Annotated in this window: 19 protein-coding genes; 7 read left to right on the top strand and 12 right to left on the bottom strand. The window is 69.2% G+C overall.

Going from position 1 to position 22,719, the window contains the following annotated elements:
- Nucleotides 1-16: 16 nt before the first annotated feature.
- A complete protein-coding gene (locus DFJ65_RS01820) occupies nt 17-445 on the top strand; it encodes an ATP-binding protein (protein WP_115921543.1) in 429 nt (142 codons plus the stop codon).
- A 58-nt stretch (nt 446-503) separates the two neighbouring features.
- Here DFJ65_RS01820 and fgd read toward each other — a convergent pair whose 3' ends face one another.
- The gene (fgd, locus tag DFJ65_RS01815) at nt 504-1,514 is read right to left on the bottom strand and encodes a glucose-6-phosphate dehydrogenase (coenzyme-F420) (RefSeq protein ID WP_115921542.1); all 1,011 of its coding nucleotides are present in this window, start codon (nt 1,512-1,514) and stop codon (nt 504-506) included.
- 50 nt (nt 1,515-1,564) lie between these two features.
- Between fgd and DFJ65_RS01810 the strand changes: the two genes are divergently transcribed.
- Nucleotides 1,565-2,800: a DUF4921 family protein gene (locus DFJ65_RS01810; protein ID WP_211308341.1), complete on the top strand. Its 1,236-nt coding sequence runs from the start codon at nt 1,565-1,567 to the stop codon at nt 2,798-2,800.
- A 338-nt stretch (nt 2,801-3,138) separates the two neighbouring features.
- On the top strand, nt 3,139-4,974 hold the full coding sequence (locus DFJ65_RS01805) for a phosphoenolpyruvate carboxykinase (GTP) (RefSeq protein WP_115921541.1): 1,836 nt from the start codon (nt 3,139-3,141) through the stop codon (nt 4,972-4,974).
- 66 nt (nt 4,975-5,040) lie between these two features.
- Here DFJ65_RS01805 and DFJ65_RS01800 read toward each other — a convergent pair whose 3' ends face one another.
- Nucleotides 5,041-6,069: an NYN domain-containing protein gene (locus DFJ65_RS01800; protein WP_115921540.1), complete on the bottom strand. Its 1,029-nt coding sequence runs from the start codon at nt 6,067-6,069 to the stop codon at nt 5,041-5,043.
- A gap of 148 nt (nt 6,070-6,217) precedes the next feature.
- On the opposite strand from DFJ65_RS01800, the gene DFJ65_RS01795 reads away from it, so the two are divergent.
- Complete coding sequence (locus DFJ65_RS01795; protein WP_115921539.1) at nt 6,218-8,341, top strand: MMPL family transporter; 2,124 nt, start codon at nt 6,218-6,220, stop codon at nt 8,339-8,341.
- Between the two features lie 85 nt (nt 8,342-8,426).
- Here the strand turns inward: DFJ65_RS01795 and DFJ65_RS01790 are convergent, their stop codons facing one another.
- Together DFJ65_RS01790 and DFJ65_RS01785 are read right to left on the bottom strand one after the other, a co-directional pair.
- Nucleotides 8,427-10,550, bottom strand: a complete 2,124-nt coding sequence (locus tag DFJ65_RS01790; protein ID WP_115921538.1) for a M4 family metallopeptidase — start codon at nt 10,548-10,550, stop codon at nt 8,427-8,429.
- A 199-nt stretch (nt 10,551-10,749) separates the two neighbouring features.
- Nucleotides 10,750-11,493: an exonuclease domain-containing protein gene (locus DFJ65_RS01785; protein WP_115921537.1), complete on the bottom strand. Its 744-nt coding sequence runs from the start codon at nt 11,491-11,493 to the stop codon at nt 10,750-10,752.
- Nucleotides 11,494-11,615: 122 nt separating this feature from the next.
- Here DFJ65_RS01785 and gabT point away from each other — a divergent pair, with 122 nt between their 5' ends.
- Nucleotides 11,616-12,989, top strand: a complete 1,374-nt coding sequence (gabT, locus tag DFJ65_RS01780) for a 4-aminobutyrate--2-oxoglutarate transaminase (protein ID WP_115921536.1) — start codon at nt 11,616-11,618, stop codon at nt 12,987-12,989.
- A gap of 90 nt (nt 12,990-13,079) precedes the next feature.
- Here the strand turns inward: gabT and DFJ65_RS01775 are convergent, their stop codons facing one another.
- The 3 genes from DFJ65_RS01775 to DFJ65_RS01765 all read right to left on the bottom strand — a co-directional run bounded on the left by DFJ65_RS01775 (nt 13,080) and on the right by DFJ65_RS01765 (nt 15,687).
- Nucleotides 13,080-14,561: an SIR2 family protein gene (locus DFJ65_RS01775; RefSeq protein WP_115921535.1), complete on the bottom strand. Its 1,482-nt coding sequence runs from the start codon at nt 14,559-14,561 to the stop codon at nt 13,080-13,082.
- 28 nt (nt 14,562-14,589) lie between these two features.
- Nucleotides 14,590-15,027 (bottom strand): ATP-binding cassette domain-containing protein, encoded by a 438-nt coding sequence (locus DFJ65_RS18405; protein ID WP_211308340.1) that lies wholly within the window; start codon nt 15,025-15,027, stop codon nt 14,590-14,592.
- 177 nt (nt 15,028-15,204) lie between these two features.
- Nucleotides 15,205-15,687 carry a MarR family winged helix-turn-helix transcriptional regulator gene (locus DFJ65_RS01765; protein WP_115921534.1) on the bottom strand — a complete coding sequence of 161 codons (483 nt, stop codon included), beginning with the start codon at nt 15,685-15,687 and terminating at the stop codon, nt 15,205-15,207.
- 118 nt (nt 15,688-15,805) lie between these two features.
- Here DFJ65_RS01765 and DFJ65_RS01760 point away from each other — a divergent pair, with 118 nt between their 5' ends.
- The gene (locus DFJ65_RS01760; protein ID WP_115921533.1) at nt 15,806-16,348 is read left to right on the top strand and encodes a YceI family protein; all 543 of its coding nucleotides are present in this window, start codon (nt 15,806-15,808) and stop codon (nt 16,346-16,348) included.
- 244 nt (nt 16,349-16,592) lie between these two features.
- On the opposite strand, the gene DFJ65_RS01755 is transcribed toward DFJ65_RS01760, so the two are convergent.
- Entirely contained in the window at nt 16,593-18,116 is a 1,524-nt protein-coding gene (locus DFJ65_RS01755; RefSeq protein WP_115921532.1) for a fatty acyl-CoA synthetase, read from the bottom strand.
- On the bottom strand, nt 18,116-19,063 hold the full coding sequence (locus DFJ65_RS01750; RefSeq protein WP_115921531.1) for an alpha/beta hydrolase: 948 nt from the start codon (nt 19,061-19,063) through the stop codon (nt 18,116-18,118). Before DFJ65_RS01750 ends, DFJ65_RS01755 begins: the two co-directional genes overlap by 1 nt.
- Before the next feature lie 267 nt (nt 19,064-19,330).
- On the opposite strand from DFJ65_RS01750, the gene DFJ65_RS01745 reads away from it, so the two are divergent.
- Complete coding sequence (locus DFJ65_RS01745) at nt 19,331-20,215, top strand: hypothetical protein (protein WP_115921530.1); 885 nt, start codon at nt 19,331-19,333, stop codon at nt 20,213-20,215.
- Nucleotides 20,216-20,304: 89 nt separating this feature from the next.
- Here DFJ65_RS01745 and DFJ65_RS01740 read toward each other — a convergent pair whose 3' ends face one another.
- Genes DFJ65_RS01740 through DFJ65_RS01730 form a run of 3 tightly spaced genes read right to left on the bottom strand, consistent with a single transcriptional unit; the run spans nt 20,305 to nt 22,558 of the window.
- Nucleotides 20,305-21,177 (bottom strand): 5-oxoprolinase subunit C family protein, encoded by an 873-nt coding sequence (locus DFJ65_RS01740; protein ID WP_115921529.1) that lies wholly within the window; start codon nt 21,175-21,177, stop codon nt 20,305-20,307.
- Nucleotides 21,174-21,785, bottom strand: a complete 612-nt coding sequence (locus DFJ65_RS01735) for a 5-oxoprolinase subunit B family protein (protein WP_115921528.1) — start codon at nt 21,783-21,785, stop codon at nt 21,174-21,176. Before DFJ65_RS01735 ends, DFJ65_RS01740 begins: the two co-directional genes overlap by 4 nt.
- Complete coding sequence (locus tag DFJ65_RS01730) at nt 21,782-22,558, bottom strand: LamB/YcsF family protein (protein WP_115921527.1); 777 nt, start codon at nt 22,556-22,558, stop codon at nt 21,782-21,784. The genes DFJ65_RS01735 and DFJ65_RS01730 overlap by 4 nt, the downstream gene beginning before the upstream one ends.
- Nucleotides 22,559-22,719: the final 161 nt, after the last annotated feature.

Here is a 22,719-nt window from a genome sequence, read left to right as displayed (position 1 = left end):
TGACACACTGCACCCCATGACCGACGACGCCTCGAACGACTCCTGGGTGCGCACCGTACGCCTCGCCTTCACCAGCGACTCCGTGCCGGAGGTGCGCCAGGTCTTCCGCGACGACCTCTTGGACTCCCTCGTGCCCGACGACGTCGTCGAGGAAACCGAAACCGTCGTCTCCGAACTCGTCGCCAACGCGCTCCTGCACGGGCGGCCGCTGCCCGACGGCACCATTCGCGTGCACTGGAAGGTGCGCCCGCCGCGCATCGAGATCGAGGTCAGCGACGGCGGCGGCGACAACGCCCCCGCCCCCAAGCCGCAGACCCCGTGGGCCAACAGCGGACGCGGCCTGCGCATCGTCCGCTCGCTCGCCCACGAGTGGGGCGTCGCCGACGAAGACTCCCGCACCACCGTGTGGGCCGCGATGGGCGGCCCCTCGCGCCGCCGCGTCTAATCCGCGAAAGTTTGCCGGACAAGCGGCGCGCGCGGGGGACTGCAAACTTCGCGGGGGGTTAATCGCCGAGCCGGCGCAGCGGCTGCGCGAGGTCGCGCTCGAACAACTCCAGGAACCGGCGCTGGTCGTGACCCGGAGCGTGGAAGACCAGGTGGTTGAACCCGGCGTCGACGTAGGGCTTGACCTGCTCGACCACCTCGTCGGGGGTCGAGGCGACGATCCACCGCTTGGCGACCTGCTCGATCGGCAACTCGTCGGCGAGGCGTTCCATCTCGCGCGGTGAGTCGACGCTGTGCTTCTGTTCCGGCGTCAGCGACAGCGGCGCCCAGAAGCGTGTGTTCTCAAGGGCATCGGTCGGGTTGGTGTCGTATGACAGCTTGATCTCGATCATCTTGTCGAGCGCCTCGTAGCTGCCCTTGCCGAGGTCGGCTCCCTCGCGCACGGCCGGCAGCAGCTGGTCGGTGTAGAGCCCCATGCCCTTGCCGGAGGTGCAGATGAAACCGTCGCCCATACGTCCGGCGTACTTGGCGACGGTGGGCCCGCCGGCCGCGACATAGACCGGGATGCCGCCGTCGGGCACGTCGTAGATCGACGCCGACTCGGTGCGGTAGTAGTCGCCCTCGAAGGTGACCTCGTCGCCCTTCCACAACTGGCGCATGAGGCGGACGGCTTCGCGCAGCCGGGCGAACCGCTCCTTGAACTCGGGCCACTCACCCGTGAACCCGGTGGCGATCTCGTTGAGCGCCTCACCGGTGCCGACGCCGAGCACGACGCGTCCGGGGAACATGCACCCCATGGTCGCGAAGGCCTGTGCGACGACGGCCGGGTTGTAGCGAAAGGTCGGGGTCATCACCGACGTGCCGAGCACCAGGTCGGACGTGCGGGCGCCGACAGCCGACATCCAGGAGATCGCGAACGGCGCGTGACCGCCCTCGTGCCGCCACGGCTGGAAGTGGTCGCTCACGAACGCCGACTGCATGCCGTGCTGCTCGGCGGCAACGCCGAGGTCGACGAGTTCGGCCGGACCGAACTGCTCTGCGGATGCCTTGTATCCGAGTCTGATTGTCATGTCACCGAGGTTACGGTCCGTCCTCGGCCGCTGTCCGTAGGCTGGTCACCATGCGGCCGCTCCTGAGACTGCCCGACGGCACGGTGAAGCAGGTCAACCCCTTCTCCGGCACCGAGGTGTGGACGGTGCCGGGGCGCGGCAACCGTCCGCTGCCGTCGGCGATGGGGGAGGTGCGCTCCCTGTCGGAGCACGAGGTGCGGCACCGGTGCGCATTCTGCGAGGGGTGCTACCTGGAGACCACTCCCGAGCGCACGCGGTGGGTCGGGGCGAGCGAGTTCGAGGGTCTGACCGCGCAGGAGGTGGTGGCGGGCCCGGCCGACTTCCGGCGCATCCCGAACCTGTTCGAGATCCTCAGCTACGACTACTGGAACCTCAACCACGGCTACGACGGCGGCCGACCCGCCGCCGACCGCGAGGCGCACTACCTGTCCACCGAACTCGGTCGTGACCACGTGCGGCAGATGGTGCGAACCCGGTTGAAGGCCAAGGGTTTCGAGTCGATCGAGCTGAGTGACGAGATCGTGCGGGCGCAGTCGCGCGGGTTCTTCGCGGGCTGCCACGACGTGATCGTCGCGCGCCGTCACTACGTCGACGGTGCGGCCCGCACCGACCAACTCGCGTCGTCGGGCACGCTCACCCCCGACGAGCACGCGGCCTTCGTCGAGGCGACGATCGCCACCGCGCGCAAGCTCTACGACGACAACCAACACATCGCCTATGTCTCCGTGTTCCAGAACTGGCTCGCGCCCGCCGGGGCGTCGTTCGAGCACCTCCACAAGCAACTCGTCGGCCTCGACCGGCTCGGTCGGCGGATGCGGCGCGAGCTGGCGAAGCTGCGCGACGACCCCGACCTGTATCACCGGCTCGGCCCGGAGCTCGCCCGCGAGCACGGTCTGGTGATCGCCGAGAACGAGCACGCGATCGCGTTCGCCGGCATCGGCCACCGCTACCCGGGCATCGACGTCTTCACCAAGGCGACGGGCGTGCCGTGGGAGCTCGAGCCCGCCGCGATCCGTGGCTGGTCGGACCTGCTGCACGCCTGCCACGCCGCCACCGGTGCCCACGTGCCCTGCAACGAGGAATGGCACCACTCGCCACCGGCGTCCGATGCACCCCCGAGCCCGCTGCGCGCCGTGATCAAGTGGCGCATCAACAACCCGGCCGGATTCGAAGGCGGCACGGGGATTTTCGTCAACACGATCGACCCATGGACGGTGCGCGACCGGGTGTCCGGACGGCTGCGCGAGCTGCGTGCGACAGGCGTGCTCGGCGACGTGCAGCTCTGACGAGGCGGCAAAGGAGATGCCCGCCTCGCAAGGGGTCGAGGCGGGCACCAGTCCTGGGGGAAATGTGTTCCTGAAGATCAGGATGCACCCCTTGAAGCGCGTTGTCCCGGTTTTCGGCGACATTCGCCTGCTCGATTGCGAAGGTGACATGGTCCTACCTTTGTCACCATTGTCTACTCACGGGTAACAACTGCGGGGCGCGTCACCACGCGGTTTCCCGGTATGCCACATTGGTGACCGACACCACTAGGTACGCTAAGTACTAAATCGAGTAGTAGTAGGACGACGGGGTCCGCTCGCGACGTCGCTCGTTCTCACCTTGGAGAGGACAGAACCCGATGGTTGATGTGGCGGCGGCGCTCGAAGCCGGTGGCCTGACGAACCCGAACGTGCGTGAGTACGTCGAGTACTGGGCCGGAATCACCGGGGCTTCCCGGGTCGAGGTGGTGGGGGCGGCCGACGACGCACGCCTGATCGCCGAGGCGCTCGAGGCCGGCGAACTCGACCCGGCGGGTGAGGGCCTCTACTACTCGCGCAGCTACTCCAAGGACACCGCGCGCTCGGAGGAGCGCACGATCGTGGCCACCAACCGCGAGAGCGACAAGGGCGTCTACAACAACTGGCGGCCCGCCGCGGAGATGAAGCCGCTGCTCGTCGAGCGCATGACCGGCGCCTCCGAGGGCAAGACGATGTACGTCGTCCCCTACCTGATGTCGCCCCTCGGCGCCCCGCTGGAGAAGTACGCCGCCGGCATCGAGCTGACCGACTCGCGCACCGTCGTGCTGCACATGATCCGCATGGCCCGCGTCGGTGCGAAGTTCATCAACGAGCTCGCCGAGCCCGACCACTTCGTGCGCGCCGTGCACGTCACCGGCGACCTGGAGAACCTCGGCCAGGGCACCGACGACGACCAGCGTTACTTCGTCACGGTCGCCGACGAGCGCACCATCTTGCACTTCGGCTCCAGCTACGGCGGCAACGCGCTGCTCGGCAAGATCGCCCACGGTCTGCGGCAGTCGGCGTACGACGGTTGGGCCTCGGGTGAGTTCCTGTCGGAGCAGTTCATGCTCATCGGCATCACCGACAAGCAGACCGGCAAGCGCTACCACATCTGCGGTGGCTTCCCGAGCGCCTCGGGCAAGACCAACCTCGCGATGATGCTGCCGCCCGACGCCCTCTGTGAGCGTTACCAGGTCGACTTCTACGGCGACGACATCGCCTGGCTGTGGGTCGGCGACGACGGCAAGTTGTACGGCATGAACCCCGAGTTCGGGGTGTTCGGCGTGGCCAAGGACACCAACGAGGTCACCAACCCGACCGCGCTCGCCTCGGTGGCGCCCGGCACCGGTTCGATCTTCACCAACATCGCCTACAACACCGACACCCACGAGGTGTGGTGGGAGGGCCGCACCCCGGCGCCGCCGGCCGACGTCACCGGCTGGGTCGACTGGAAGGGCACCCCGATCGCCGAGCGCGACGAGGCCGAGAAGGACGCCCCGTGGGCGCACCCGAACAGCCGCTTCACCACCACGCTGGCGAACGTGCCGAACGTCGCCGAAGACTTCGAAGACCCCAAGGGTGTGCCGATCGACGGCATCATCTTCGGCGGCCGTACCCGCGACCGCGAGCCGCTGATCCGCGCGATCAACGACCTCGCCGAGGGTGTGTACGACGGTCTGACCCTGGGCGCCGAGGCGACCGCTGCCGCCGACGGCAAGGAGGGGGTGCTGCGCTACGACCCGATGTCGATGCGTCCGTTCATGTCGTACGGCGAGGGCGACTACGCCGCGCACTGGCTGAAGATCCTCGGCCAGGTCAAGGACCAGCCGATCTTCGCCCACGTCAACTGGTTCCAGCGCAGCCAGGAGGACGGCCACTTCCTGTGGCCGGGCTACCGGGAGAACCTGCGTCCGCTGCTGTGGCTGATGGCGCTGAAGAACGGCGAGGTCGAAGGCGTGCAGACGCCGTCCGGCATCATCCCCAAGGAGTCGGAGCTCAACCTCGACGGCCTGGAGATTCCGCAGGCCGACCTCGACAAGGTGCTCTCGATCGACCTGCCGCGCTGGCGCGAGGAGATGGGCCACCGCGAGAAGCACCTCAAGGGCTTCGAGGGTCTGCCGGAGGAGATCTGGGAGGCGCACAAGCGCGTGGCGAAGGCCTTCGACGAGAGCTGACGGGATCGCGAGAGTTTGCGCGACACGCACCGCAGGTGCACAGTCGCGCAAACTCTCGCGATGGGGTCACTCGTGGGCGGCGGTCTCGGCGGCCTCCCAGAACCTCGTACGCAACCGGAAGCGCACCGGCTCACTGATCTCGTACGCGCCCAGCCGTGTCGACAGGTCGACCAGCAGAGCACGATCGAGCTCGGGCGGGATCGACGGTTTGCGGTGCAGTAGGTGTTCCCGCTCGGACGGCGACGCCGTGCGCATCCAGGTGCGGGCCACCGCGGAGGCGACGGCGCCGATTGCGTGCTCCTCGTCGGCGTCGACCAGCAGCGCCGGGTCGACCTTGTCGAGATCGAACGGCAGGTGGGTGGGTGCCGGGCGGTCGATGCGCTTGGCCGGCATGTTGGCCGGGCTGGGCAGCGCCGCGGGGCCGGCGGGCACCGGTGTCGCAGGTTTCGGAGCAACCGTGGAGGGTGCCGGAGCTCCTTGCGCAGCACCGGTTTCGGCCGCCTCGGCCGCGTTGGTGGCGGGAGTCGGCGGGGTCGGCGCCTGCCGCACGAACACGGTGTCGTCGATCAGCGCCGCGTCGACCAGCTGCACGTCGTCGGCCTCGCGCCACAGGTGCTTCGAGACGCCGTTCGGCTTGCCGTCCTTGTCGGGCACGGCGAACACGATCACCTGAGCGCCGAGGTGCTGGGCCTCCTCGACGGCCTCGGTGAGATCGTCGTCGCCCGACAGCAGATAGACGATGTCGACGATGCGGTTGCGGCTGTGGGTGGCGAGGTCGAGACCGATGCGCAGGTCGACACCCTTCTGCTCACCGCCGTACGACAACCGGCCGAGCCGCAGTTTCACCCGCGGCAGCATCCCGATCTTCTCCTGCTGCTCGTCGGGGTTGCCGCCGGGGCGGCCGCCCGAGTCATACCAATTCACCCGCAGCAGAGGCAGATTGCTCGCCTCCTCGACCTGCTGGATGAGCTTCTCGATGAGTCGTTGGTGGTCAACGATCACCCCCGCCCGCAGCGAACTGCCCGAAACGCGGGTCGCGGTGGCCGCAAGCAGGTAACCGGCATCGACGTACAGGGCGCAATAGGACCGACTCATCCTTCGACCCTAGTAAGGCGGCACCGATGTCGGGCAGACCCGACACGGCGCTGACCTGGAAACGGGAATGCGCACGGCGGCCAACTGGAACACTCTGGTAGATGGACGCAATCGCGCCCGCCATACATCGAAGGGGACGCGATCGGCCATGGACACCGAACTACTCGAATCGCCGCCGCAGCAACGGCCCGTCAAACAGGCGCATCACGCCATTGCGCCGTGGGTGTGCGGCAAACGGACGAAATGGGCGGTGCTGGCCGTCTGGGTGCTCGCCCTCGTCGTGCTCGGACCGCTCGCCGGCAAACTCGCCGACGCCCAGGACAACCAGGCCAGTTCGTGGCTGCCGAGCTCGGCGGACTCCACGAAGGTCATGAAGGAACTCGGCGTCTTCATGGACCCCGACAGCGCCCCCGCGCTCGTCGTCTACGAGCGCGCCTCCGGCATCACCGGTGCCGACCGGCGCAAGGTCGCGGCCGATGTCCGCTTCTTTTCCGGCCTGCAGGGGCTGTCGGGCAAGGTCACCGGACCGATCCCGTCGGCCGACGGCAAGGCGCTGCAGGTGGTCGTGCCGATGCACATCGACCCGAAGACCGGGTGGAACGACCTACCCGACCGGGCCGACGCGATCCGGAAACAGACCGCCCTCGACGCCAACGGCCTCGAGGCCAAACTGGGCGGCGCGGTCGGCTTCAGCGCCGACAACGCCGAGGCCTTCGCCGGCCTCGACAGCACGCTGCTGTTCGCCACGCTCGGCGTCGTCATCGTCATCCGGCTGTTCACCTACCGCAGCCCCGTGCTCTGGTTGCTGCCGATCCTGTGCGCCGGCGCGGCCCTCACTGCAGCACAGGCAGCGATCTACCTCGCCGTCGACCACTCCGGACTCACCGTCAACGGCCAGAGCTACGGCATCCTCACCGTGCTCGTCATCGGTGCCGGCACCGACTACGCGCTGCTGCTCGTCGCCCGATATCGCGAGGAACTGCGCAAACACGAAGACCGGCACGAGGCGATGGCGCTCGCCCTGCACCGCAGCGGTCCGGCGATCCTGGCCAGCGGCTCGACCGTCGTGCTCGGCATGCTGTGCCTGCTCGCCGCCGACATGAACTCCACCAAGGGACTCGGCCCGGTGGCCGCCATGGGCATCGTGTTCTCGCTGCTGGCGATGCTCACCCTGCTGCCGGCGCTGCTGGTGATCTGCGGACGCTGGGTGTTCTGGCCGCGGCGCCCCACCTTCGGCAGCACCGAACCCACCACCACCGGCCTGTGGGCCAAGGTCGGCCGCTGGATCCGTCCGCGTCCGCGCGCTGTGTGGATCGGCACGGCGTTGGCGCTCGCCGTCTGCGCGCTGGGTCTCACCCGGCTCGACGCGAACGGGCTGACCACCCAGGAGAGCTTCACCGGGCACCCCGACTCGGTGGCCGCGGCGCAGATGCTCAACGACCACTACCCGACGAATGCCGGCAACGAGGCCTACATCACGACGTCGGCCGCGCAGGCGACGCAGGTGGTCGCTGCCGCGAAGGGCGCCGGCGCGTCGGTGCAGGCGCCGCCGATCGTCAAGGGTGACCGAGCGCTGGTGCTGGCCAACCTCAAGGGCGACCCGCTCGACAAGGCCTCCTACGACCAGGTCGACGCCGTTCGTGCAGCCGTGCACGCGGTGCCGGGGGCCGACGCGAAGGTCGGCGGCACGTCCGCCACCAACAAGGACGTGCTCGACGCCTCCACCCGCGACAACAAGGTGATCATTCCGCTCACCCTCGCGGTCGTGTTGCTGGTGTTGATGGTGCTGCTGCGGGCCGTGCTCGCACCGGTGCTGCTCATCCTCACCGTGGTGCTGTCGATGGCGGCCGCGCTCGGTCTGTCGGCGCTCATCTTCGAGTTCGGCTTCGGCTTCGGCGGCGCCGACCCGTCGCTCCCGCTGTTCGTGTTCGTCTTCCTCGTCGCCCTCGGTATCGACTACAACATCTTCCTGATGACCCGGGTGCGGGAGGAAGCACTCACCAAGGGGACGCGTCCGGGAGCGCTGATCGCGCTGGCCGCCACCGGCGGCGTGATCACCTCGGCCGGGCTCGTGCTCGCCGCGACCTTCGGGGTGCTGGCGACGATGCCGGTGGTGGCGTTCGTCGAGATCGGGTTCGCGGTGGCGCTCGGCGTGCTCATCGACACGATCGTGGTGCGCGCCGTCCTGGTCACCGCGCTCAACCTCGACGTGGGCCCGAAGATCTGGTGGCCGAGCAAGCTGCAGCACGTGCCCGATCAGGTCGCTGCCTGAGCCGTACCGCCGGGGGTTTCGACCCCCAGGCATGGCGAAAGGGGCCGGTTCCCCCGCGGAGCCGGCCCCTTTCGCGATCGGGGGATCAGGCCTTGATCGACACGTCGTCGAAGACGAAGCTCGTCTGCAACGAGGAGTCCTCGGTGGCCGAGAACTTCAGCGTGATCGTCTTGCCCTTGTAGGCGGTCAGGTCGACCGTGACCTGCTTGTAGCCGGTCGCCTTGTTGAGGTTGGAGTACGACGCGACCGTGCTGGCGCTGCCGCCGGACGGGGTGACGGTGACGGTGGCCTTGTCGTACTGGCTGCTGGTCGTGGTCTCGGCCGAGTCGACGTGCACCCAGTAGGTCAGCGTCGCCGAGGTGGACGTCGACGGGATGGTGACCGACTGGCTCTCGTTCTCGCTGGTGGTCCTGCCGTTGCCGCCGAGCCACATCTTCCAGGTGCCGCCGTGTGCGGCCTGGCCGGAGTTGTTGGTGATCGGGCCGGACGTGCCGGTCCAGCCGGTGGTGCCCGACTCGAACCCGCCGTTGGTCACCAGCTCGCCGCCGGTGGGCGGCGGGGTGGTGCCGCCGGAGCAGGTCGCGGTGCCCTTCGGCGCGGCGATCGCGTCGAACGCCTTCTCGACCGCGGTGCACGTCGCGCTGCTCGCGCCGTACAGCTCGATCGCCGAGTTGATCGCGCCCTCACGCGCCGTCTTGTAGTTGGAGCCCGAGGTCAGCTTGGTGGAAAGCGTGCGGTACCAGACCTTTTCGATGTTGGTGTGGCCCGCGCCGGTGACCGCCGCGGCTCCGCTGCAGGTCGGCGAGTTGTACGACTGACCGTTGATGGTCTTCGCGCCCGAACCCTCGGAGGCCAGGTAGTACCAGTGGTTCAACGGGCCCGAGGAGTAGTGCGGGTCGGCGCTCGAGACGGCGGTCGACCAGCAGTCGTAGGAGCGGCCGTCACGGCTCGGCTTGTCCATGTAGCGCAGCGGGGTGCCGTTGCCGTTGATGTCGATGAGCTCGCCCATGTAGTAGTCGGGCGTGTCGGACGTGAGGTTGGCGTTCCACTCGACGGCGGTGCCGAAGATGTCGGAGGTCGCCTCGTTCAGGCCGCCGGCGTCGCCGGAGTAGTTGAGGTTGGCGGTGTTCTCGGTGACACCGTGGCTCATCTCGTGGGCCGCGACGTCGAGCTCGGTGAGCGGGCTGGCGTTGCCCGAACCGTCGCCGTACGTCATCTGGGTGCCGTCCCAGAACGCGTTGACGTAGCTGTTGCCGTAGTGCACGCGGCTGCGGGCGCCGCTGCCGTTGTTCCAGATACCGTTGCGGCCGAGCAAGTTCTTGTAGTAGCCGAAGGTGGCGTCGGCGCCGTACTGCGCGTCGACGGCGGCCGACTGGCGGTTGCTGTTGGTGCCGGTGCCCCAGACGTCGTCGGCGTCGGTGAACTGGGTGCCGTTGCCCGTCGTCGCCTGGTTGAGGTCGGTCGAGTAGTTGCCGGTCGAGGGGTTCTTCAGCTGGTAGCTGCCGCCCGACGAGGTGGTCGACAGCGACACATTGCCGACGTAGATGCCCTTGCCGCTGCCCGCCTTCACCTTCTGGTCGGAACTGACGACATTGCCGCTGGCGGAGTCGACCCAGACGACGAGGGTGCTGGGGGTCTGGTCGTCGGCGATGCCCTCGGTCTGCACGGCGGTGACCAGGGTCGAGGTGCCGTCTTCGTGCAGGTAGACGGCCTTGGACGTCTTCGTCGCCTTGGCGCCCCGGATCGCGTGGCCGTTCTGCTTCTTGCCCGCGGCGTGCTTCACCGCGTTGGCCTTCGCCTTTGCGTCGTCACCGGCGGCGAGCGAGCCGGCCAGCGAGACCTTCGCATTGACGTTCCAGATCGTGTCGACGATCGTGCCGGCCGCGTCGCGGCGCACGATGAGGTCGCCGCCGATCACCGGGAGGCCACCGTAGGTGCGGTCGTAGCGCGTGTGCGTGGTGCCGTCGCGGTCGGTGATGACCGACTTCACGACCAGCTTCTCCTTCGGTCCGAGACCGATCGCCTTCGCGGTGCCGTCGGCGGCCTTGGCGGCCGACGCCATCTGTCCGGCGTACGTGGCCGGGGCGACGGCCAGGACGCCGTTCGCGGCCGGGGTGGCCGACCGGATGTTGGCGGCGTCAGCCGATGAACCGAGGCCGAGGGTCGCGATCGAGCCGATCGCGACAAGACCGAGCGCAGTGCGCTTCATGTACTCCTCCTACGGAGCGAGACGGGGCAGACGCACGGGGTTGGTGCGCCGGCGATGAGACTGCACCCGCGGCGCGTCCTAGGACAGTGGGTTTGACAAACCTTGACCATTGACAGACCGACTCTTGGTCAAAGGCCCGTCGCTCCTGACCGAATGCATACCTGCACACGGGCGATCCGTGACCCAATCAGTCACTGGCTCAACGATTTTGTCCGTTCACCGGACGCGATTTCGGGCGCTGTCCGTGTCGTGTTCGGCGGGCCTTGTTCAGCCGCTTACGCAGCTTCCACCGCAGCCGCCGCCACCGGCGCCGCACCTTCTTGCGCAGCGGGATGCGGGCGTAGGGATCACGGATCGGCAGCAGCACCCCGGCGCGCTCGGCATCGGCGAGCGCGTGCCGCAACACCTCGACCAGCACCCGCACGTCGTCTTCGGCATCGTGCGGGCGGGCCTGCGGCACACCCCAGTAGCTGCACAGCGCCGCCAGCGAGAAGTTGTCGGACGGTGTCTGCAGCACCCGCGACAACTCCAGCGTGCACAGCCGCTGCCGCGTCGGCAGGGTCGAGCCCACCCGCTTCGCCTCGGCGGCGAGGAACCCCCAGTCGAACGGCGCGTTGTGGGCCACCACGACGCGTCCGGCGACCAACTCGGCCACCCGCTCGGCCAACTGCCCGAAGCTCGGCGCACCCGCCAGCTTCTCCAGGGTCAGACCGTGGACGTCGACCGGGCCCGGGTCGACACCCTCCGCGACGCCCGGGTCGACCAGGCTCGACCACCGCCGCTCCACGCGTCCGTCGACGTCGAGTTGGGTGATCGCGATCTGCAGCACCCGATGGCGGCGCGGATCGAGGCCGGTGGTCTCGACGTCGAGCACCGCATAACGGTGCGGGTAACGACGGCTCACCGCGTACGGCAGGGGTGCCGGAGCGGGTGAGGTGGTCATGGCGACCACTCTAGGAGGCGGGTCCGACAAGCTGAGGAGACAAGCGACCCGTCACGGGCCTACCGTGGGATCGGTTTCGACTTCGAAACGATCCGCCCCCGACACCATGGGAGTTGCAGCAGATGTCCGCCGACACCGCCACGAGCACAGGTACGAGCACAGGGACGAGCACAGGTACCACCGTCCGCCAGTTGAAGACCGCGATCCCCGGGCCGAAGTCCCGCGAACTGCACGCCGCGCGCGAGAAGCAGGTCTCCAGCGGGTTCGGCATCACCTCGCCGATCTTCATCGACCACGTCGAGGGCTCCTTGCTGGTCGACGTCGACGGCAACAAGCTCATCGACTTCGCCTCGGGCATCGCGGTCACCAGCGTCGGCGCCGCTAACCCGACGGTCGCCGAAGCCGTTGCGGCACAGGCGAAGCTGGCCACGCACACCTGCTTCATGGTCACCGAGTACCAAGGCTTCGTCGACGTTTGCGAAAAGCTCAACCAGCTCACCCCTGGCGACTTCGACAAGCGCAGCGCACTGTTCACCAGCGGCGCCGAGGCGATCGAGAACGCGGTGAAGATCGCCCGCGCCTACACCGGCCGTCCGGCGATCGTCGTGCTCGACCACGCCTACCACGGCCGCACCCACCTGACGATGACGATGACCGCGAAGAACGTGCCCTACAAGCAGAGCTTCGGCCCGTTCGCCGGCGAGGTCTACCGCACCCCGAACGCCTACGGCTTCCGCTGGCCGAGCGGGCGCGAGCACGCCGCCGCCGAGGCGCTCGCCGCGCTCAAGGAGATGGTGCTCACCCAGATCGGTGCCGGCAACGTGGCCTGCATCGTGGCCGAGCCGATCGCCGGTGAGGGCGGCTTCATCGCCCCCGAGCCGGGCTTCCTCAAGGGCGTGCAGGACTTCGCCCGCGAGCACGGCATCGTGTTCGTCGCCGACGAGATCCAGACCGGGTTCGCCCGCACCGGCACGCTGTTCGCCTCGGAGTTCGAGGGCATCGAGCCTGACCTGATCACCACCGCGAAGGCGCTCGGTGGCGGCATGCCGATCTCGGCGGTGACCGGCCGCGCCGAGATGATGAACGCCGCACCGGTCGGCGGCATCGGCGGCACCTACGCCGGCAACCCGGTGGCCTGCGCCGCGGCGCTCGCCACGATCGAGGTCATCGAGTCCGAAGACCTCGTCGGCCGCACCAAGCAGATCGAGTCGATCGCGCTGCCGCGCCTGCAGGGGCTCGTCGAGACCTCGCCGTACGTCGGTGAGGCCCGCGGCCGGGGCGCGATGCTGGCCATCGAGTTCGTCACCGACGACGGCATCACCCCCAACCCGGACGCCGCGAAGAAGGTTGCGGCACACGCGAACTCCTCCGGTGTGCTCACCCTGACCTGCGGCACCTTCGGCAACGTCATCCGGCTGCTCCCGCCGCTGGTCATCACCGACGAGGAACTGAACGAGGGCCTCGACGTGATCACCGAAGGCGTCAAGGCCCTCTGACACTGCCGCCCACCCCTCCGGCGAAAGTTTGCAGGGTCGCGCGCCTTCGTCGCGCGTCCTGCAAACGTTCGTGGGGGTGGGGGCGTCCCGTCAGAGGCCGAGGGTGGTCTTGAGCCCCTGCCAGGCGTGTCCGGTCTGCTTCTCGACCTCGCCGGCGATGCTGCGCAGCCGGCGCGCAAGGTCGCGCTCGCGGTCGCTGGCGAGTTGGGTGTCGAAGCGCTCGTCGAGCACGCTGGTCGACGCCGAATACGCGTGCATGGCAACGGCATCGAGCAGAATCTCGAGCACTCGCGGCGACTCGTCGTCGGGGCGTTCGAGGCTCACCCAGTCGAGTTCGCCCGACCACAGTGCGCAGCGGGCGGGTTCGGGGTGCAGCGTGAGCACGGTGCCGAAGTGGTCGCCGAAATCGTCATTGCCGGCGGTCGATACGAGGTAGTCGCGCACCTCGTGCACCAGCCGCAGCACATTGTCGTCGGTGAGCGAGGCGCCCACCACGAGCAGGTGCGAGGTGAGCAGCATCGCCTGGAACAACGCACCCGCCGGCCGGTGCCGTGCGTCGTACGCCGCGAACTGCGAGCGACTGAGCACGATGTCCTCGGGGTGGTCGATGTCGCCGTGCAGCTTCAGCAGCCACGGGCGTCCGTCGGTGCGCCGCTGGTAGGGCAGCACCGCGAGCCGGCGCGCGGGATCGGCCGAGCGCACGGCGCGCTCGTAGAGATCGTCGTAGTTGGTGGTGGCCGACTGTTGCGCGCGTAGCGAGGCGAGCAACAGGTGGGCGAGCCCGGGCTTGGCGGCGTGCTTCACCTGGTCGACGACGGCCTGGGCGAATTTCGGGTCGCGCCGCTGCAGCAACTCGGCCTGGTCGAGCAGTGACAACCGGGAGAACTGCTCGACCGTGAGGGTGTCGGGCAGGGCAGAGGCGCGCACGATCGCGCTCACCAGGCCGGCCCAATCCGGCAGTCCCGCACCGACACTCACGCCGGCGCCGAGGAAGACCGACAGCTCGCCCCGACGGGCTCTGGTGCCCAGACGCTGGGCCAGCGCGAGCGTGGGTTCGTCCCCGCGTCCGGTGTCGGGGATGCCGGGAAACCAGCGCGCCGGGTCGGGCAGCCGGGCGTCCTGCAGCGCCTGGAACCGGCGCTCGTCCTTGGTGGCCAGCAGCACGTCGAGTTGGTGGTGCTCGGCGGCCTTGCGGAGCGCTTCGAGCAGGTCGAGCTGAAGTGCTCCCGACTCCTCGTCCTGCCCGCCCTCGCCGGTGCCGAGCACCGGCAGTGCCACGCGCAACAGCGGGGTGGCGAGCGTCTCGGCGATATCGGCCAAACAGGCGGTGGCGTTGGCGATCAGCGCCGGACGGTCGGGGACGCCGCCCCGGGTGACGTCGACCCACCACAGCTTGCTGTCACCGGCCCGGCCGAAGTGCTGCTCGTCGAACCTCGCGGGACGTTTCGGGTTGGGGGAGAACGGTTTCCACTGTTCGCCCACCGTGAACGTGTGGTCTGTCGGCAGCACCAACACGTCGTACGGCACGTCGACGAGGTCGGCGTGGAGGAGGAAGAGGTGCCCCTTCAGCATGCTGCGATCCTGGCAGATCCGGCGCGGCTCAGGCCGGGATGTCGCGTTGTCGGATGCCGACCGCGGCCACGGCGAGCAGGAACGCCGTGACGATCGAGACGACGATCACCCCGGTGGTGTCGAGCGCGCCTCCGGGCAGCGTGCCCACGTGATCGAACGGGGTCAGCGCGATGACCGCCTTCGGCAACCCGAGCAGCGCGCCGAACTCCCCGAGCAGCAGGAACACCGCGAGCACCGCCCATGCCAGCGCGGCGAGACGGGTGCGGCCACGCAGGTCGTCGAGGGTGCCCGTGCTGACCGTGCGGCCGTCGCGGATGATGCTCACGCGGTCGGCGACGGCTTCCACCTCGGACAACACGTGGCTCGACAGCAGGATCGTGCGGCCGGCGTCGCGCAACCGGCGCACCTCGTCGGTGAAGGCCCGCTCCATCAGTGGGTCGAGCCCGGACGTCGGCTCGTCGAGCACGCAGACCTTCGACCGCGATGACCGAGTCCATACCACCCACTGTGCCACTGCACCGGACGTGCCGCGACCGTCTTCGGGACGACTGTCAGGTGCTCGTCCTCATCAGGCTGAGGCAGCGAAAGTTTGCAACATCGAGCACATCCGTCGCGTGTTGTGCGAACTTTCGCGGTGGGGGCGTCAGGCGGTCGCCGGACGCTGGCTCGCGCAGTCGGTGGCGGCCAGGATGGTGCCGGTCACGCGGCCGAGGGCCTCGAGATCGGCGTCGTCGATGCGGTCGAACATGCACTCACGCACGGTCTCGACATGACCCGGCGCGACCTGCGCCAGGGCCGCGCGGCCGGCGTCGGTGATGCCCACCCAGGCACCACGCCGGTCGTCCTTGCACCCCACACGGTCGACCAGACCGCGGGCTTCCATCCGGCGCACCTGGTGCGAGAGCCGGCTGCGCTCCCACAACATGGTGTCGGCGAGAACGGTCGCGCGCTGGCGTCCGTCGGGGGATTCCTCGAGCGAAACCAGCACCTCGAAGTCGGGCAGTGACAGGCCGCCGTCGGCCTGCAGTTGGCGGGTGATCGCCGCGTTCATCTCTGTCTGTGCACGTAGCCATTGGCGCCAGACCTGCTGCTGGCGATCGTCCAGCCAGCGCGGTGTGTCGGCCATTTCGATTGTTTCCTTCCCTGTAGTTGACATGTCAAGAATACCACTCTAAGATCTAGTTGACGCATCAACCACAAGGCCGCGATGGACAAGCCACCCGGCTGCTCAGAAGGAGATTCGAATGTCCGACCTGAACGCTCTCAACGGTACCTACGTCATCGACCCGGCCCACTCGGAGATCGGCTTCGTGGCCCGCCACGCGATGGTGACCAAGGTCCGCGGCTCGTTCAAGGAGTTCGAGGGCACCGCCACCACGGGTGAGAACCTCGCCGGCGCCACCATCGACCTGACCATCAACGTCGCCTCGGTCGACACCCGCAGCGCCGACCGCGACGGTCACCTCAAGAGCGCCGACTTCTTCGACGTGGAGAAGTACCCGAGCATCACCTTCAAGTCGACCGACATCAAGGCCGACGGCAGCGACCTCGTCGTCACCGGTGACCTCACCATCATGGAGACCACCAAGCCCGTCACCGTCGAGTTCGAGTACAACGGCGCCGCCGTCGACCCGTTCGGCAACGAGCGCATCGGTTTCGAGGGCAAGACCGTCGTCAACCGCAAGGACTTCGGCCTCACCTGGAACGCCGCCCTCGAGGCCGGCGGCGTGCTCGTCTCCGACAAGGTCACCCTGACCTTCGACATCTCTGCGATCAAGCAGAACTGATTGCGGCTCCTGGGGCGTTCGGTCTGCGGCTGCTTCGTCGCTCGCAGACCGAGCCCTCCCGCCGCGTGAGCCTCCCAGCGTGGCTGGGTAGGTGCCACCAGCGGCATTGACAAACCTCGTCGGATCGGCCGCCCCGATCTGCCTGGTCCGACAAACACCGGCCCCGTGCACTCTGGTGCACGGGGCCGGCGTCATCGCTGGGGCCGACTTGCACTACCCGGCGGAGACGGTGGACCGACTCAGCTCAGGCGTCGCGCAACTCGCGCTTGAGGATCTTGCCCGACGCGTTGCGTGGCAGGTCGTCGAGGAACTCGATCCGCTTGGGCACCTTGAAGGCCGCGACCTGGGTGCGCGCGTGGGCGGTCAGCGTCTCGACATCGAGGTCGGTGGCCTCCGGACGGCGCACCACGAACGCCACGATCTTCTCCACCCACTTCTCGTCGGGCACCCCGACGACGGCGACCTCGGCGACGCCCGGGTGGGTGTAGAGCGCGTCTTCGACCTCGCGCGAGGCGACCAGCACGCCACCGGTGTTGATGACGTCCTTGATCCGGTCGACCACGAACATGTAGCCCTCCTCGTCCTGACGCACCAGGTCGCCGGAGTGGAACCAGCCGTCGGCGAAGGCCTCCTCGGTGGCTTTGAAGTTCTCCCAGTAGCCGTCGCACAGCTGCGGCGAGCGGTAGATGATCTCGCCCGATTCACCGACCGGCACATCGTTGCCCGCGGCGTCGACGACCCGCGCCTCGACGAACAGCACCGGCCGACCGGCGCTGTCGGGGCGATCCTCGTGCTCCTCCGGTCGCAGCACGCACGCCAGCGGCGCGATCTCGCTCTGCCCGAAGCAGTTGTAGAAGCCGACGTTCGGCGCCTTCGCCTGCCACTTCTTGAGCACCGGCACCGGCATGATCGACGCGCCGTAGTACGCCTTCTCCAGGCCGTCGAACGACAGCCGGTCGAACTCGGGGTTGTTCGCCATGCCCACCCACAGGGTCGGCGCGGCGAAGAACGACTTGTGACCGTCGGCGGCGAGGCGGCGCAGCACGTCGCCCGGCTCCGGCACCTCCAGGATCGTGTTGGTCTGACCGACCATCAGGCCCGGCAGGATGAACACGTGCATCTGCGCCGAGTGGTACAGCGGCATCACGTGCAGCGGGTTGTCGTCGGCGCCGAGGTCGAGCGCGTGAATGCACGACATGTACTCCGACACCAACGCACGGTGCGACATGATCGCGCCCTTCGGCGCCGACGTCGTGCCCGAGGTGTAGAGCAACTGGACGGTATCGGTGTCGCGGCCGCGCTCTTCGAACTCGGGGGTCGAATCGCCTTGGGCGACAGCGAGAATCGAGTCGTCGGCGTCGCGCAGCGGCAGCACCTGCTCGGGTGCGTGCTCGATGTCGGCCAGGCGCCCCGCGAGATCGGGGTCGGCGAGCACGACCTTGCTGCCGGAGTTGTGGATCAGGTGATCGAGCTCGCGGCCGAGCAGGTTGTAGTTGAGCGGCACGTGGATGTAACCGGCCCGGGCGCACGCGAGGAACGTGATCAGGTAGGCGTCGGAGTTCTTGCCGAGCGTGGCGATGCGGGCGCGCGGCGGGATGCCGAGCGTCTCGCTCAGATGGTGCGCGACGCGGGTGACCGCGGCGTCGAGCTGCCGGTAGGTCCACTCGCGGTCGGCGAAGCGGACGGCGATCTTGTCGCCGAACCGGGCGCCGCTGCGACGGACGATGTCGGAGACGGTGCTGCTGCGGGTCACGGTGGAGTCGATCATCAGGCGACACCCTTCGTCGAGTCGGTCAGGTGTGCGTCGAGCCAGGCGATCACGTCGGCCGTCACCTCGTCGCGGTTGGTTTCGTTGAGCAGTTCGTGGCGCGCTTCGGGGTAGATCGTCGTGGTCACGTCGCGGACGCCGACCTTGCGCAACTGGGCGGCGGCCGCCTGAACGCCCTTGGCGTCCTTGCCGCCAACCGGGTCTGCGCTGCCGGAGACGAACAGCACCGGCAGCTCGGACGGTGTGCCTGACACCTCCGCGTCGTCGTTCACCCGCTCGAGGCCGTCGAGCAGGTCGGCGAAGAAGCCGGCGGTGAACAGTTCCCCGCACTTGGGGTCGGCGACGTACTTGTCGACCTCCTCGGGGTCGCGCGAGAGCCAGTCGAAGTCGGTGCGGTTAGGTTTGAACGCGGCGTTGTACTGCCCGAACGTGAGCTTGTCCATCAGGCCCGAGCGGTGCCTGCGTCCGCGGACGCGTCCCTGCGCGAGGGCGAGCGCGCGGCCGACCTTGCCGAGCGCGCCGGGCGAGCCGGCGGTGCCGGACAGCACCAGCCCGGTGAGCCCGGCGCCGTACTTCGCGGCATAGGCCCGTGACAGGAACGAACCCATCGAGTGGCCGAACAGGAAGACCGGCAGGTCGGGGTGGTCGGTGGTTGCCCGGACGAAGACTTCGTGCAGGTCGTCGACGACGCGGTCGAACCCGGCCTCGTCGGCGAAGTAACCGACCCCGGTCTCGGCCGAGGTGCGGCCGTGGCCGCGGTGGTCGGGGGCGTAGACCTCGTAACCGGACGCCGTCAGCGCCTGCGCGAACCGTTCGTACCGGTCGGAGTGTTCGGCCATCCCGTGCGCGACGAGCACGATCGCGCGCGGGGAATCGTCGGGTGACCAGTGATTGACGAAGATCGATGTGTCGTCGCTGGTCGCGAGCCGGAAGGAGTCGGTGCGCACGGGGGTCCTCGTTCGTTCGACGGCGTCTTTTCGGTGATCCTAGTCACGCGTCGGCGGGGCGATGCGGGCGTCCGTGTGCTGGCCTTGTCGGGCAGGCCCGACAAAGCGGCGGCAGGGCGCCCGACAATCCGGCGTCCGTGACATTCGGCCCATGGGCAGGGGCGCGGCGCCGACGTACCCTGAAAGCCAGGCGCCCGCCTGTGTCGGTATGGCATCGATGCGGTGACGGTGGCGCGACGGACTTCGACGGGACGGGAGGGATCCTCGATGTTGTGGATCGTGCACCCCGTGGCCGCGGTGATGCTGGCGATGTACGCCGGCATCGTCTGGGTGAAGGGCGCCGACGGCAACCGGCGCGCGCTGGTGTTGACGGCGCTGTTGCTCGTGCTGTCCGTGCTCGGTGCCGGCTGGGTGGTGCACCCGGCGGCCGCGATCTCGCTCGCGGCGTTCTTCGTGTTCGCCGGCGGCAACATCGTGAAGCGGCACTCCAACGAAGGGCTTCGGGTGCTCGCCAGCACCGCACTGTTCGGGCTGTTCGGCGCCGCGTGGGTGTTCATCCCGCTCGCCGTCGCCACGGCGATCGCGCTCATGGGCGGCCGCTCGCACTACTCGCACCACTCTCACCGTGGACGGCGAGGCCGGTCGGTCGGACGGCGGGAGTGGCAGTCGAAGCGCACCCAGCTGGTCAATGCCTGGCCGCCGGCACCGGTGGTGCAGCCCACGCCTTCCGCCGAGCAGCAGACGCCCCAGCCGCAGAGCCTCACCGTGCTCGCACAGCACCCCCGACTGCCGGCCGACAGTGCCAAGCGGGCGAAGGCGCTCAACCTGCAGTGCTTCGAGACGCTCGCCTACCTGAACGAGCGGGGCGCCGGCGCGGCGAAGCTGCGCTTCGAGTTGGAGCAGATCCACACCGACTTCGCCGGCGAGGCGATCCGCTCCTACCTCGCGCTGCCGCCGACCACCGCCAACACCTCGGTGTTGCACGACGGAAAGACCGGGCAAGACCTGCTCAACGAGCAACTCGACCTGCTGTCGGAGGGTGTGCACGACGTGCAGGGCCGCGCAGAGGCGCTCGGTGCCGAGCAGATCCTCACCAGCCACCTGTTCGTGCAGGAGAAGTTCGGGCAGCGCGCCCGCGACCTCAAGCTGTAACCGCGGTCCCGCAGCGACCGCGTCCCCCGTTATCGGCAGCGTCCCACGTTATTGCCTGGGACGCTGCCGACAACCTGGGACGGCGCGCGTCACCAGGGCGGCGGCACCGTCCGGAATCGTACGCCGGTGCCCGGCCGCGCCTGCCACAGCTGGTCGAGATCGGCATCGACCACGACGCCGATCACCGGGTAGCCACCGGTCGTGGGGTGGTCGGGTCCGAAGACGATGGGCTGACCTGAAGCGGGCACCTGGATCGCGCCGCGCACCATGCCTTCGCTGGCGAGTTCGCCGGTGCGGGCCCGCTCGATGGTGGGGCCGGTGAGCCGCACGCCGACCCGGTCGGCCTCGGCGCTCACCTCCCACGACGCCCAGGTGAGCTGCTGCAGGGCCGGGCCGGTGAACCAGTCGTCGCGCGGCCCGAGCACCACGCGCACGGTCAACTCCTGCTGGGGCGGGTGCACCGTCGACGTCGGGCTGAAGCCGAGGGTCGGTTCGTCGTCCGCGCTGTCGGCGAGCTCCCACCGATCGCCGGGAGCCAGCGGCGCCGGGCCGAGATCGGCCGTCGGGTTCGTGCTCGCGCTGCCGTAGAGCTGCGCGGCACGCAACCCGCCGCGCACGGCGAGGTAGCTGCGCAGGCCGATCACCGGGGTGCCGATGCGCACCCGGTCGCCGGGGCGGACGGCGAACGACTCACCGAAGGGCACCGGCACGGCGTTCCGCCAGACGGACGACGGGGCGCCGGTCACCGCCAGGATCGCGGCGCTGTCGGTCTGCACCTCCAGGCCGCCGAGGAGCAGTTCGAGCGCGGCGGCGTCGACCGGGTTGCCCACCGCGCGGTTCGCGCTGCGCAGCGCCTCGCGATCGGCCGCGCCGCCGACCGGAACCCCAAGGCCGGCGTGCCCCGGTCGGCCGAGATCCTGCACGGTGGCCTGCGCCCCGACGGCCAGCACGGTGAGCGTCACGCCGACACCGCCTCGAAGCGGACGCGGCGGCCCGGGATCAGCAGCGCGGGGTCGTCGCGGTCGACGTCCCACATGGCCAACTCGGTGTGGCCCAGCAACTGCCAGCCGCCGGGTGAGGCCTTCGGGTAGACCCCGGAGAACTGATCGGCCAGGCCCACCGAGCCGGCCGGGATGCGCGTGCGCGGGGTCTCGCGGCGGGGCACCGTCAGGTTGTCGTCGTCACCGATCAGGTAGCCGAATCCCGGTGCGAAACCGGCGAATTCGACCGTCCAGATCTGGCCGGTGTGCCGGGCGATCACCTCGGCGACGGTGAGGTCGAGCAGCGCGGCGACCTCGGCGAGGTCGGCCCCGTCGTAGATCACCGGGATGGTGAGGTCGTCGACCGATCTGCCGGAGTCGGCGTTGAGCAGCCGCAACTGCCGCAGTTCACCGGCCACCCGGACGAGGTCGCCGGGCTCGGCCCGCACGAGCACGGTGGTGGCCGCCGGCACGTGCTCCAACACGCCGTCGATCGGGGTGCGCCGCAGGGTCGCGTCGAGCCGGCGCCGGGTGTCGGCATCGGGCAGTTCGACCAGAATCGCGCCGTCGCCGCAGGGCAGCAGCCTCACGGCGTAAACGCCCGCACTGCGACCCCCGCGTCGTCCAGTGCCGCCCGCACCTGGCGAGCCATCTCCACCGCGCCCGGGGTGTCACCGTGCAGACAGATCGAATCGGCTTGCACCGCAAGGGTGCTGCCGTCGACCGCGACCAGCTCGCCGGTGGTCACCAGCCGCACCACGCGGGCCGCGATCTGCTGCGGGTCGTGCAACACGGCATCCGGCTCCCGCCGACTGACCAGCGTGCCCGTCGGGGTGTAGGCGCGGTCGGCGAACGCCTCGCGGACGACCGGCAGCCCGGCCTCCTCGGCACGGGCCAGGAACACCGAGCCCGGCAGGCCGAGCACCGGTAGCGGGGTGTCGCCGCTGTAGCGGACGACCGCCTGCACCACGGCGTCGGCCTGCTCCTCGTGGTGCACCACCGTGTTGTAGAGCGCGCCGTGCGGCTTGAGGTACGACACCCGGCCACCGCAGGTGCGGGCCAGACCGTCGAGGGCGGCCAGTTGGTAGAGCACGTCGGCCAGCAGATCGTCGGGCGCGACGTCGATGAACCGGCGTCCGAACCCGGCCAGGTCGTGGTAGCCCACCTGCGCCCCGATGCTCACGCCGTGGCGCACCGCCCCTTCGCAGGTGTCGAGCAGCGTGCGCGGGTCACCGGCGTGGAAACCGCAGGCGACATTGGCCGAGGTCACCAGCGCGAGCATCCCGGCGTCGTCGCCGAGGCGCCACTGGCCGAACGACTCCCCGAGGTCGGCGTTGAGGTCGATGGTTCGGGTGGTGTCCATGATCCAAGGGTGCCCGAAGGGCTTCCGGGATCGGACGTTCACCGTGCCTTACGCAGGGTCTACGCCACGGGCACGACCACAGCGGAAGGCTCACGCGGTCGGGACGACTGACCCCCGTGGCAAGCGAAGCGCCTGCCACGGGGGTCAACGCAGAGACCGTA

It is taken from the genome of Calidifontibacter indicus (assembly GCF_003386865.1).
In the GTDB taxonomy this organism is placed as follows: domain Bacteria; phylum Actinomycetota; class Actinomycetes; order Actinomycetales; family Dermatophilaceae; genus Yimella; species Yimella indica.
This window is presented reverse-complemented; position numbering and strand designations above follow the sequence as displayed.

Bases quoted from the DNA above. Each gene is read 5' to 3' on its own strand.
- DFJ65_RS01820 (WP_115921543.1), top strand. From the start codon at position 17: ATGACCGACGACGCCTCGAACGACTCCTGGGTGCGCACCGTACGCCTC.
- fgd (WP_115921542.1), bottom strand. From the start codon at position 1,514: ATGACAATCAGACTCGGATACAAGGCATCCGCAGAGCAGTTCGGTCCG.
- DFJ65_RS01810 (WP_211308341.1), top strand. From the start codon at position 1,565: ATGCGGCCGCTCCTGAGACTGCCCGACGGCACGGTGAAGCAGGTCAAC.
- DFJ65_RS01805 (WP_115921541.1), top strand. From the start codon at position 3,139: ATGGTTGATGTGGCGGCGGCGCTCGAAGCCGGTGGCCTGACGAACCCG.
- DFJ65_RS01800 (WP_115921540.1), bottom strand. From the start codon at position 6,069: ATGAGTCGGTCCTATTGCGCCCTGTACGTCGATGCCGGTTACCTGCTT.
- DFJ65_RS01795 (WP_115921539.1), top strand. From the start codon at position 6,218: ATGGACACCGAACTACTCGAATCGCCGCCGCAGCAACGGCCCGTCAAA.
- DFJ65_RS01790 (WP_115921538.1), bottom strand. From the start codon at position 10,550: ATGAAGCGCACTGCGCTCGGTCTTGTCGCGATCGGCTCGATCGCGACC.
- DFJ65_RS01785 (WP_115921537.1), bottom strand. From the start codon at position 11,493: ATGACCACCTCACCCGCTCCGGCACCCCTGCCGTACGCGGTGAGCCGT.
- gabT (WP_115921536.1), top strand. From the start codon at position 11,616: ATGTCCGCCGACACCGCCACGAGCACAGGTACGAGCACAGGGACGAGC.
- DFJ65_RS01775 (WP_115921535.1), bottom strand. From the start codon at position 14,561: ATGCTGAAGGGGCACCTCTTCCTCCTCCACGCCGACCTCGTCGACGTG.
- DFJ65_RS01765 (WP_115921534.1), bottom strand. From the start codon at position 15,687: ATGGCCGACACACCGCGCTGGCTGGACGATCGCCAGCAGCAGGTCTGG.
- DFJ65_RS01760 (WP_115921533.1), top strand. From the start codon at position 15,806: ATGTCCGACCTGAACGCTCTCAACGGTACCTACGTCATCGACCCGGCC.
- DFJ65_RS01755 (WP_115921532.1), bottom strand. From the start codon at position 18,116: ATGATCGACTCCACCGTGACCCGCAGCAGCACCGTCTCCGACATCGTC.
- DFJ65_RS01745 (WP_115921530.1), top strand. From the start codon at position 19,331: ATGTTGTGGATCGTGCACCCCGTGGCCGCGGTGATGCTGGCGATGTAC.
- DFJ65_RS01730 (WP_115921527.1), bottom strand. From the start codon at position 22,558: ATGGACACCACCCGAACCATCGACCTCAACGCCGACCTCGGGGAGTCG.